General features: G+C 72.6%; 6 protein-coding genes. 2 read left to right on the top strand and 4 right to left on the bottom strand.

The window, feature by feature from the left end; translation table 11 throughout:
- The first annotated feature begins 142 nt into the window (after nucleotides 1-142).
- A complete protein-coding gene (locus tag ACH4PY_RS23800) occupies nucleotides 143-1,141 on the top strand; it encodes a 2-hydroxyacid dehydrogenase (RefSeq protein ID WP_398186304.1) in 999 nt (332 codons plus the stop codon).
- A 23-nt stretch (nucleotides 1,142-1,164) separates the two neighbouring features.
- Nucleotides 1,165-2,190 carry an ATP-dependent 6-phosphofructokinase gene (locus ACH4PY_RS23795; RefSeq protein WP_398186302.1) on the top strand — a complete coding sequence of 342 codons (1,026 nt, stop codon included), beginning with the start codon at nucleotides 1,165-1,167 and terminating at the stop codon, nucleotides 2,188-2,190.
- A gap of 21 nt (nucleotides 2,191-2,211) precedes the next feature.
- Here ACH4PY_RS23795 and glgB read toward each other — a convergent pair whose 3' ends face one another.
- The 4 genes from glgB to ACH4PY_RS23775 all read right to left on the bottom strand — a co-directional run bounded on the left by glgB (nucleotide 2,212) and on the right by ACH4PY_RS23775 (nucleotide 10,502).
- Nucleotides 2,212-4,839, bottom strand: coding sequence for a 1,4-alpha-glucan branching enzyme (glgB, locus tag ACH4PY_RS23790; RefSeq protein ID WP_398186298.1), 2,628 nt, complete (start codon nucleotides 4,837-4,839; stop codon nucleotides 2,212-2,214).
- Nucleotides 4,791-6,452, bottom strand: a complete 1,662-nt coding sequence (locus ACH4PY_RS23785; RefSeq protein WP_398186296.1) for a maltokinase — start codon at nucleotides 6,450-6,452, stop codon at nucleotides 4,791-4,793. Before ACH4PY_RS23785 ends, glgB begins: the two co-directional genes overlap by 49 nt.
- Before the next feature lie 367 nt (nucleotides 6,453-6,819).
- Entirely contained in the window at nucleotides 6,820-8,520 is a 1,701-nt protein-coding gene (gene treS / locus ACH4PY_RS23780; protein WP_398186293.1) for a maltose alpha-D-glucosyltransferase, read from the bottom strand.
- Nucleotides 8,517-10,502, bottom strand: a complete 1,986-nt coding sequence (locus tag ACH4PY_RS23775) for an alpha-1,4-glucan--maltose-1-phosphate maltosyltransferase (RefSeq protein WP_398186288.1) — start codon at nucleotides 10,500-10,502, stop codon at nucleotides 8,517-8,519. Before ACH4PY_RS23775 ends, treS begins: the two co-directional genes overlap by 4 nt.
- Nucleotides 10,503-11,102: the final 600 nt, after the last annotated feature.

Raw genomic sequence — 11,102 nt, 5'->3', positions numbered from 1 at the left:
CCCGCGCAGCGGATCGTTACCGTGTCTTAACAGGACCGTCCGGGCCCGCCGTGGCCCGTACGGCACCGCCCGGATGCGCCCTGCCGGGGATCACCGCACAGTGCACGTAGGGTGAAGACGAGCGAGCGAGGAGGGCGGTGCGATGGACGTCCTGGCCACCGGGGTGCAGCGCGACGAGCGGCCGCTGCTGGAGGCCGCCTTCGCCGGGCGGCACGAGATCCGCTGCCTGGACACCCCGCTCACCTTCGACACGCTGCCGCTGGCCGCCGGGTACGAGGCCGTCTCGACGAGTGTCAACGCGGTGCTGGACGCGCCTGTCCTGGAGGGCCTGGTACGCGGCGGCACCCGGTTCGTCGCCCAGCGCTCCACCGGCTACAACAACATCGACATCGCGCACGCCGAGCGCCTGGGCATGACCGTCGCCCGGGTGGCCGCCTACTCCCCGCACTCCGTCGCCGAGTTCGCCTGGGCCCTCGCGCTCGCCCTGGACCGGCGTATCGTGCGCTCCGCGAGCCGCACCCGCGACTTCGACTTCCGGCTCGACGGCCTGCTCGGCCGCGACTTCCACGGCCGCACCGCCGGCGTCATCGGCACGGGCCGGATCGGCGCCGCCTTCACCGCCGTCGCCCGCGGCTTCGGGATGCGGCTGCTGGGCTGGGACCTCACGCCCAACCCGGAGTGCGAGGCGCTCGGCATGACCTACGTCGAGCTGGACCGGCTCGTCCGGGAGGCGGACCTGCTCACCCTGCACGTCCCGCTCGCGCCCTCCACCCACCACCTGGTCGACGCCCGGCGGCTCGGCGAGATGAAGGACGACGCGCTGCTGATCAACACCAGCCGCGGCGCCCTCATCGACTCCGCGGCCCTCGTCGAGACCCTGCGCGAGGGCCGGCTGCGCGGTGTCGGCCTGGACGTCTACGAGGAGGAGGCGGGCGTCTTCTTCTACGACAAGTCACTCGAAGTGATGACCGACGACGTCCTCGCCCGGCTGCTGACCTTCTCCAACGTGCTCGTGACGTCCCACCAGGCCTACTACACCGTCGACGCCGTCGACCAGATCGTCGCCGCGACGCTGCGCAACGTCAACGACTACGTGGCCGGCCGGATCACCGAGAGCACGCTGATCCCGCGCAGCCCCTGACCCACCCCTGGAGAGCCCGCCCCATGCGTATCGGAGTCCTCACCGCCGGCGGCGACTGCCCCGGCCTCAACGCCGTCATCCGGTCGGTCGTGCACCGCGCGGTGACCGGGCACACGGACGAGGTCATCGGCTTCGAGGACGGCTTCGTCGGCCTGCTCGAAGGCCGCTTCCGGCCGCTCGACCTCAACTCCGTCAGCGGCATCCTCGCCCGCGGCGGCACCGTCCTCGGCTCGGCCCGGCTGGAGCGCGACCGGCTCCGCGAGGCCGCCGGGACCGCCGACGAGCTGTGCGCCCGCTACGGCATCGACGTGCTCATCCCGATCGGCGGCGAGGGCACGCTCACCGCCGCCCGGATGCTGTCGGACGCCGGGATGCCGGTCGTGGGGGTGCCCAAGACCATCGACAACGACATCAACGGCACCGACCGCACCTTCGGCTTCGACACCGCCGTGACCGTCGCGACCGAGGCCATCGACCGGCTCAAGACCACCGCCGAGTCCCACCAGCGGGTCATGGTCGTCGAGGTGATGGGACGGCACGCCGGGTGGATCGCGCTGGAGGCCGGCATGGCCGGCGGCGCCCACGGCATCTGCGTCCCCGAGCGGCCCTTCGACCCCGCCGACCTCGTCGCCATGGTCGCCGAGCGTTTCGAGCGCGGCAAGAAGTTCGCCGTGATCTGCGTCGCCGAGGGCGCGCACCCGGCCAAGGGCACCATGGACTACGGCGTCGGCGAGATCGACAAGTACGGCCACGAGCGCTTCCAGGGCATCGGCACGACGCTCGCCCGCGAACTGGAGCGCCGGCTCGGCAAGGAGGCGCGCCCGGTCATCCTCGGCCACGTGCAGCGCGGCGGCGTGCCGACCGCCTTCGACCGGGTGCTCGCCACCCGCTTCGGCTGGCACGCCGTCGAGGCCGCGCACAAGGGCGCCTTCGGCCACATGACGGCCCTGCACGGCACCCGCGTCGACACCGTGCCGCTCGCCGACGCCATCACCTACCTCAAGACCGTGCCGGAGGACCGCATGGAGGAGGCCGAGTCGGTCTTCTGAGCCTCCTCCCGCGGGCGGGTCTCAGGGACGGTCGGGCCGCAGCCACACCGCCGCCAGCGGCGGCAGCGTCAGCACCACCGTGTGCGGGCGGCCCTGGTACGGCGTCGGCTCGGTCTTGACGTGGTCCGGCAGCAGCACGCCGCTGCCGCCGTAGCGCGTCTCGTCGGTGTTCAGCACGGGCGCCCACACCCCGGCGGGGGAGCCCAGCCGGTAGTCGTGCCGGACGACGGGGGAGAAGTTGCACACGCACAGCAGCGGATCGCCCGCGGTGTCGAAGCGCAGGAAGGCGAAGACGTTGTCCTCGGACGCGCCGCCCTCGACCCACTCGAAGCCGCCGGGATCGGTGTCGCGCTGCCACAGCGCGGGCGTGGCCGCGTACACCGCGTTGAGGTCGCGCACCAGCTCCTGCACCCCGCGGTGGTCGGCCGAGGCCTCGTAGCCCGGGTCGAGCACCCACCAGTCCGGCCCGTTCTCGTGCGACCACTCGCCGCCCTGGGCGAACTCCTGGCCCATGAACAGCAGTTGCTTGCCCGGGTGGGACCACATGAAGGCGAGGTAGGCGCGCTCGGTGGCGCGCTGCTGCCACCAGTCGCCGGGCGCCTTGGACACCAGGGAGCGCTTGCCGTGCACGACCTCGTCGTGCGAGATCGGCAGCACGTAGTTCTCGCTGTACGCGTACACCATCGAGAACGTCATCTCGTTGTGGTGGTACTTGCGGTGCACCGGCTCGTGCCCGAGGTAGCCCAGCGAGTCGTGCATCCAGCCCATGTTCCACTTCAGGCCGAAGCCGAGGCCGCCGAAGCCGGTGTGGCCCACATGGTGCGTCGCGCGCGTCACGCCGTCCCACGCGGTCGACTCCTCGGCGATCGTCACGACGCCCGGACAGCGCCGGTAGACGGTCGCGTTCATCTCCTGGAGGAAGGCCACCGCGTCCAGGTTCTCCCGGCCGCCGTACGCGTTGGGCACCCAGTCGCCGCCCTCACGGCTGTAGTCCAGGTAGAGCATCGAGGCGACCGCGTCCACCCGCAGGCCGTCGATGTGGAAGTCCTCGCACCAGTACACGGCGTTGGCGACGAGGAAGTTGCGCACCTCGGTGCGGCCGAAGTCGAACTCCAGCGTCCCCCAGTCCGGGTGCTCCGCGCGCCGCGGGTCGGCCGGCTCGTACAGCGGCTCGCCGTCGAAACGCGCCAGCGCCCAGTCGTCCTTCGGGAAGTGCGCCGGGACCCAGTCCATGATCACGCCGATCCCGGCGCGGTGCAGCGCGTCCACCAGGAAGCGGAAGTCGTCCGGCGAGCCCAGCCGCGGCATCGGCGCGTAGTACGACGTCACCTGGTAGCCCCACGAGCCGCTGAACGGGTGACCCGCGACCGGCATCAGCTCCACGTGCGTGAAGCCCAGATCCTTGACATACGCGGGCAGCACGTCCGCGAGGTCCCGGTAGCCCAGGCCCGGCCGCCACGACGGCAGGTGCACCTCGTAGACGGAGAAGGGCGCGCGGTGCACCGGCACGTCCGCGCGGTGCGCCATCCACTCCTCGTCCCGCCACGCGTACGCCGACTCCGTCACCACCGACGCGGTCGCCGGCGGCACCTCGGTGGCCCGCGCCATCGGGTCGGCCTTCATCCGGCGGTGCCCGTCCGGGCCGGTGATCTCGTACTTGTACGCCGTGCCCGCGCCCACCCCCGGCACGAACAGCTCCCACACACCGGACGACCCGAGACTGCGCATCGGCAGCGAGCTGCCGTCCCAGTACGTGAAGTCCGCGGCGAGCCGCACCCCGCGGGCGTTCGGCGCCCACACCGCGAAGCGCGTACCCGTCACACCGCCGTGCGTCATGACCCGCGAGCCCAGCGCCTTCCACAGCTCCTCGTGCCGGCCCTCCCCGATCAGGTGCAGGTCCAGCTCGCCGAGCGAGGGCAGGAAACGGTAGGGGTCGTCGCCGGTGATCTCCGCGGAGTCGTACGCGACCTCCAGGCGGTAGGCGGGCGCCGCGGCGAGGGGGAGGTGGGTGCTGAAGAGGCCGTCGCCCTCGGGGTCCAGCTCGGCGCGGAGGCCGTCCGCGACGAGGGTGACGCTCTTCGCGTAGGGCTTCAGGGCGCGCACCCTGACCCCGCCCTTCTCGGGGTGCGCCCCGAGGACGCTGTGCGGGTCGTGGTGCTCGCCGGCCAGGATCCGCCGCCGATCCTCCCCGGAGAGGGCGCCCTCCCCTGCGGGGTGCGTTTCGGGGCTTCCCCCGGCGGCGGGGGCCGAGCCACCGGGGGCGCGTGGGGGTGCCTCCCGGGAGGGGCTCTGTGAGAGAGCGGAGTGGTCAGGCCCCACCGGGGCGCGGGCAGGGACCGAACCGAAGGGGCTGTCCGGGCCGCTCCGGACCACCGGCCGGGAGGTACCCCCACGCGCCCCCGGCGTGCCCTCCCCGGCAGGCGCACCCTCCTCCGTGAGGGGGGCCGGGTCCGGGGCGCGGCCCGAAGCCGCAGGGTGCGGGGTCGTGGCGTCGTAGCCGCGGGCCGCGGCCTCGGGGAGGCCGCCGGGGGGAGTGGGTTCGGGGGTCACGGAATTCTCCTCGGGCGGACGGACGGACGGACGGACGGGTCGGACGGGGACTACGCCGAGGCGAGTCGGGCAAGCGCGGACAGCGGAATGGGCAGCCATGCCGGACGGTGCCGCGCCTCGTACCGCGCCTCGTACACCGCCTTGTCCGTCTCGAAGGCCCGTATCAGTACGGGCTGCTCCCGCGGATCGGTGCCGGAGACGGCGGCGTATCCGGCGCAGTACGCGGCGCGGTGGCGTTCGGCCCAGGGGCCGTTCCCGCTGTGGTGGGCGGCGTAGTCGAAGGAGCGCAACATCCCGGCGACGTCCTGCACCGGCGGCGCCGGCCTGCGGCGTTCGGCCAGGGGGCGGGCGGGCTCACCCTCGAAGTCGATGAGTACCCATTCCCCGTCGGGGCCGCGCAGCGCCTGGCCGAGGTGCAGGTCGCCGTGGATGCGCTGGGCGGTGACGGGGGAGCCGGTGCGGGTCGCGGCGGCGCCGAGGCGCGCGAGGTCGTCGAAGGCGGAGCGCAGCGCGCCGGCGTACGGGCGGACGGCGGGGACCTCGGCGGCGGTCTCGTCGAGCCGCCGGGTCATCCCGGCGGCGACGCGTTCGAGCGCGGGACCGTCGAGGGTGTGGACGGGCAGCGCGTCGGCGAGGGAGGCGTGCACCTCGGCGGTGGCGCGGCCGAGCGCGGCGGCCTCGGCGCGGAAGTCGCCGTCGTCGGCGACGGAGGCGAGCGCGAGGGCCCAGCCGTCGGCGGAGCCGGGCAGGTAGCGCTGGAGCACGCCCAGGGTGGCGGGTTCGGCGTCCGCGGCGGCGGGCAGCGACTCGAACCAGGCGACGGGTTCGGCGACCCGGCGCGAACCGGTCCGGGCGAGGGCGAGGGAGAGTTCCAGGTCGGGGTTGGTGCCGGGGGAGACGCGCCGGAAGAGCTTGAGGATGAAGGTGTCGCCGTAGACGAGCGAGGTGTTGGACTGCTCGGCGGTGGAGACCCGCGGGGGGAGTCCGGGCGGGAAGACGGCGTCCGGCTCGGTGGTGAAGCGCAGCGGTCCGGTGCGGCCGGGGAGGGTGAGGCGTTCCAGCAGCAGGGCGGCGAGCCGCGGGTCGTGCGGGGCGTCGTAGAGGGTGAGCCCGTCGTAGGGGCCGCCGACGGCGGGGCCGAGCGCGCTGCGGACGAGGGCGGAGGGCAGCAGGGGATGGGCGCCGAGCAGCAGTTGGTAGCAGTCGGCGGGGCGGCCCGGCTGTTCGACGTCGACCAGCAGGTGCAGCAGCCCGACCGGCCCGAGCCGTCCTCCCGGCGGCACCAGCTCGGTGGCGGCGGCCAGCCGGAAGCCGCTGATGGGCAGCCCCTTCCCGGCGAACCACCGCTGCCGCGGCAGCCACGAGCGCAGCAGCGGCTCCAGGGAGCGGACGAGCCCGGCCCCCGCCGTCCCGCCCGGCGCGGCGGGGATGCCCGCCTCCGGTGTGGCGGTGGCCGTGTCACCCGGCGCGAGCGAGGTCGCCGTCGCCGGTGTGGCGGGACCCCGGGCACCCGGCGCCGTACCGGTGTCCGTCCCCGGGGCGGCGGCGGTCTGCCCTTCGGGCGCGGCGGAACCCGGCGCGACCGGCGCGGCCGGTGCGACCGGCCCGGCCGGTGGGACGTGCGCGGTCGGTGCCGCGCCCGCCGGTGCGGGCGAAGGGGGCTCCTCCGTGGGCGGGGTGGAGGGAATGCGGGTCCAGGAGCTGTCCGACATGACGTCCTTTCCCCGGGGAGTCGCGCACCCGGCCGCTTCGACGAGCGGCAGGGGCGCCAGCCTCCCGGATGACGGGTTCGGGCTGTCCGGCGACACGGGGAGCCTGCCCCGGGCGGGTGACAGGAAACCGCCGTACGGCCCGCCCGCGTAACAGTCCGGCGCCGCGGTGCGTGGGGCGGCCCGGCGAACGGGGGTGTGCGGACAAGCCGCTGACGCCGGGTGTGCGGCGCGATATCTGGATCCTGCCAAAGGTGCGTCAGGCCCGCTACCCGGGCGCCTCCGCAAGGGGGCCGGGGTCTCGGGGACGGGGGTCTCGGGGGCGAGGGGTCTCGGGTGCGGGGGGCCGGACCGTTCCGGCCCCCCGCCGTCATGACGCGTTGGGCCGCAGCCGGAACCAGTAGAAGCCGTGGCCTGCGAGGGTGAGCAGGTACGGCAGCTGGCCGATCGCCGGGAAGCGGACCCCGCCGATCAGTTCGACCGGGTGGGAGCCGGCGAAGCTGCGCAGGTCCAGCTCGGTGGGCTGGGCGAAGCGGGAGAAGTTGTTGACGCACAGCACCAGGTCGTCGCCGTCCTCCCGGAGGAAGGCCAGCACGGCCGGGTTGCTGGAGGTCAGCTCGGTGTAGGAGCCGAGTCCGAACGCGCGGTTCTGCTTGCGGATCTCGATCATCCGCCGGGTCCAGTGCAGCAGCGAACTGGGCGAGCTCATCTGCGCCTCGACGTTGGTGACCTGGTAACCGTAGACCGGGTCCATGATCGTCGGCAGGTAGAGCCGGCCGGGGTCGCTGGAGGAGAAGCCCGCGTTGCGGTCCGGTGTCCACTGCATGGGGGTGCGCACGGCGTCGCGGTCACCGAGCCAGATGTTGTCGCCCATGCCGATCTCGTCGCCGTAGTACAGGATCGGCGACCCGGGCAGCGACAGCAGCAGAGCGGTGAACAGCTCGATCTGGTTGCGGTCGTTGTCGAGCAGCGGGGCGAGCCGGCGGCGGATGCCGATGTTGGCCCGCATACGCGGATCCTTGGCGTACTCCGCGTACATGTAGTCGCGTTCCTCGTCGGTGACCATTTCGAGGGTCAGCTCGTCGTGGTTGCGCAGGAAGATGCCCCACTGGCAGGTGTCGGGGATGGCCGGGGTCTTGGCCAGGATTTCCGACACCGGGTAGCGGGACTCGCGGCGCACCGCCATGAAGATCCGCGGCATGACGGGGAAGTGGAAGGCCATGTGGCACTCGTCGCCGCCCTTGCGGAGGTCGCCGAAGTAGTCGACGACGTCCTCGGGCCACTGGTTGGCCTCGGCGAGCAGCACCGTGTCGGGGTACTGCGCGTCGATCTCGGCGCGCACCTTCTTGAGGAAGTCGTGGGTGCGCGGCAGGTTCTCGCAGTTGGTGCCCTCCTCCTGGTAGAGGTAGGGGACCGCGTCGAGCCGGAAACCGTCGATGCCGAGGTCGAGCCAGAAGCGCAGGGCGCCGAGGATCTCCTCCTGCACCGCCGGGTTCTCGTAGTTGAGGTCCGGCTGGTGGGAGAAGAAGCGGTGCCAGTAGTACTGCTTGCGGACCGGGTCGAAGGTCCAGTTGGACGCCTCGGTGTCGACGAAGATCACCCGGGCGTCGGGGAACTGCTTGTCGTCGTCGGCCCAGGTGTAGAAGTCGCCGTACGGGCCGTCGGGGTCGTTGCGGGACGCCTGGAACCACGGGTGCTGGTCGCTGGTGTGGTTCATGACGAAGTCGATGATCACGCGCATGCCGCGCTGGTGCGCGGCGTCCACGAATTCCACGAAGTCGGCCAGGTCGCCGAACTCCGGCAGGACCGCGGTGTAGTCGGCGACGTCGTAGCCGCCGTCGCGCAGCGGGGAGGCGAAGAACGGCGGCAGCCACAGGCAGTCGACGCCCAGCCATTGCAGGTAGTCGAGTTTGGCGGTGAGCCCTTTCAGATCACCGACGCCGTCGCCGTTGCTGTCCTGGAAGGAGCGGACGAGGACTTCGTAGAACACCGCCCGTTTGAACCAGTCGGGATCACGGTCCTTGGCCGGTGTGTCCTCGAACTTGTCAGGGACGGGTTCGTTGACGATCAACTGAGTGACCCTCCGATCGATGGAGTAGGTCGCAGCGACAGGACGTGCGCGGGCGCGCGGCCCGGCTCAAGGCGCACATAGTTGTCTCTGCCCCAGTGGTAGGTCTCGCCGGTGAGCGCGTCGCGCACCGGCACGGAGTCGTGCCAGGACAGGCCGAGCTCCGGCATGTTCAACGACACGGTCGCCTCCTGGGTGTGGAACGGGTCCAGGTTGACGACCACCAGTACGACGTCGTCGCCGCGGCGCTTGGAGTAGGCGAGCATCGCGTCGTTGTCCACCGGGTGGAAGGTGACGTCCCGCAGCTGCTGGAGCGCCGGATGACGGCGGCGCAACCGGTTGAGCGTGGTGATCAGCGGGGCCAGCGAGCGCCCCTCGGCCTCGGCCGCCGCCCAGTCGCGCGGCCGCAGTTCGTACTTCTCCGAATGCAGGTACTCCTCACTTCCGGGCGCGGCGGAGGCCGCCTCGCACAGCTCGAAGCCCGCGTAGACGCCCCAGCTGGGGGAGAGGGTCGCCGCGAGCACCGCCCTGACCTCGAAGGCCGGACGGCCGCCGGTCTGGAGGTAGGCGTGCAGGATGTCGGGGGTGTTGACGAAGAAGTTCGGCCGCATCCAGGCGGCCTTCTCACCGCTCAGCTCGCGGACGTAGGCCTCCAGCTCGTCCTTGGCGGTGCGCCAGGTGAAGTACGTGTAGGACTGCTGGAAGCCGATCTGGCCGAGCGCGCTCATCATCGCCGGGCGGGTGAAGGCCTCGGCCAGGAAGATCACGTCCGGGTCGGTGCGGTTGACGTCGGCGATGACCTTCTCCCAGAAGACCACCGGCTTGGTGTGCGGGTTGTCCACCCGGAAGATCCGCACCCCGTGCGCCATCCAGTGCCGCAGCACCCGCAGCGTCTCGCGCACGATGCCGGGGAAGTCGGCGTCGAAGGCGACGGGGTAGATGTCCTGGTACTTCTTCGGCGGGTTCTCCGCGTACGCGATCGAGCCGTCGGCGCGGTGCGCGAACCACTCGGGGTGCTTCTCCACCCACGGGTGGTCCGGCGAGCACTGGAGAGCGAAGTCGAGGGCGACCTCCATCCGCAGCTCGCGGGCCCGGGCCACGAAGTGGTCGAAGTCCTCCAGGGTGCCCAGCTCCGGGTGGATCGCGTCGTGCCCGCCCTCGGGCGAGCCGATCGCCCACGGCGAGCCGACGTCGTGCGGGGCGGCCGTCAGGGCGTTGTCGCGGCCCTTGCGGAAGGCGGTACCGATCGGGTGGATCGGCGGCAGGTAGACGACGTCGAAGCCCATCGCGGCGATCGCCGGCAGCCGGTCGGCGGCGGTGCGGAAGGTGCCGTGCCGCACCGGCACCCCGTCCTCGACGACCGCGCCCTCCGAGCGCGGGAAGAACTCGTACCAGGAGCCGAACAGCGCTCGCTGCCGTTCCACGTGCAGCGGCTGCGGCCGGGTCGCGGTCACCAGCTCGCGCAGCGGGTACCGGTCCAGGACGGTGACGGCGTCGGGGGCCAGCGCGGCGGCGTGCCGGGCCGCGACCGGGCGCTTGGTGTCGCGCAGCCCGTCGGCGGCTGCGAGGACGGCCTGCCGCCCGTCGTTCTTCGGCACCCCGGCCGCCGCCCGCTCGTACAGCAGCGCGCCCTCGGTGAGCACGAGTTCGGTGTCGATGCCCGCCGGGATCTTGATCCCGGCGGTGTGCCGCCACGTCGCCACCGGGTCCGACCAGGCCTCCACGCTGTACGACCAGCGGCCCTCGGCGGAGGGCGTGACACGCGCCCCCCAGCGGTCGCTGCCCGGCTCCAGCTCGCGCATCGGGGTGTACGGCCCCGAGCGGCCCGCCGGGTCGCGCAGCACGACATTGGCGGCGACGGCGTCGTGCCCCTCGCGGAACACCGTCGCCGTCACCTCGAAGGTCTCGCCGACGACGGCCTTGGCCGGCCGACGGCCGCAGTCCACCAGCGGCCGGACATCGAGTACGGGAATGCGACCGATCATTTCCTCACCTGACAGCGCTGGGACGGCATGGACAACGGCACGAGCACACGGCGGTCCGCCGGAATCCGCCGGGACCGGGACGACGTCTACGACTTCCGCTCTTTTTAACTGTTCTTGGCGTTGTAGGCCTGCCTGCGGGGCCGCGGCCACCGGTGATCACCCGGGTGGCGGTCGCAGGGCCGTTCGGGTGGCCTCGCCGGGCGACGGATGCTCCGTTCGGGTGCTGCGCACCGGGGAGCCTGCCCATGTCCACGCGCGTGACGCGTGCCGTGACGGCGTTTCGGGAGCACGGCCGGAGTGCTGCGGTCCACGCCCCCCGGGCCCCCGGCGTGCGCGGGCTTCGGCCACGCCCGGGGAGTCCCGCCCGGTCCGGTTTCGTACCCTGACGCGCGCCCCTGAATGCGCCCCCGCGTACGCCCCCATGGAGCCCAGAGCCGCAATCGAGCCACCTGTGAGCCGTGTGATCCAAGCCCCCAGCATGGCACCGCCCGGCGCCCCATGGGCCGGTTCCGACCAGCGCCGGCCCCGGCTGACGTGCTGTCGGCACCGGGACGACATTTCCCGGACGCCTCTGGTACAGAAGGCTGAACACGCCCGCGC

The sequence above is a fragment of the Streptomyces sp. NPDC021224 genome, from assembly GCF_044332905.1.
Taxonomy (GTDB): Bacteria; Actinomycetota; Actinomycetes; order Streptomycetales; family Streptomycetaceae; genus Actinacidiphila.
Note: the sequence above shows the minus strand (reverse complement) of the source record. Positions and strands in the feature narration are given on the sequence as shown.

Coding starts and splice junctions, on each gene's coding strand:
- ACH4PY_RS23775 (WP_398186288.1), bottom strand. CDS start 10,502: ATGATCGGTCGCATTCCCGTACTCGATGTCCGGCCGCTGGTGGACTGC.
- ACH4PY_RS23800 (WP_398186304.1), top strand. CDS start 143: ATGGACGTCCTGGCCACCGGGGTGCAGCGCGACGAGCGGCCGCTGCTG.
- ACH4PY_RS23795 (WP_398186302.1), top strand. CDS start 1,165: ATGCGTATCGGAGTCCTCACCGCCGGCGGCGACTGCCCCGGCCTCAAC.
- ACH4PY_RS23785 (WP_398186296.1), bottom strand. CDS start 6,452: ATGTCGGACAGCTCCTGGACCCGCATTCCCTCCACCCCGCCCACGGAG.
- glgB (WP_398186298.1), bottom strand. CDS start 4,839: ATGGCTGCCCATTCCGCTGTCCGCGCTTGCCCGACTCGCCTCGGCGTA.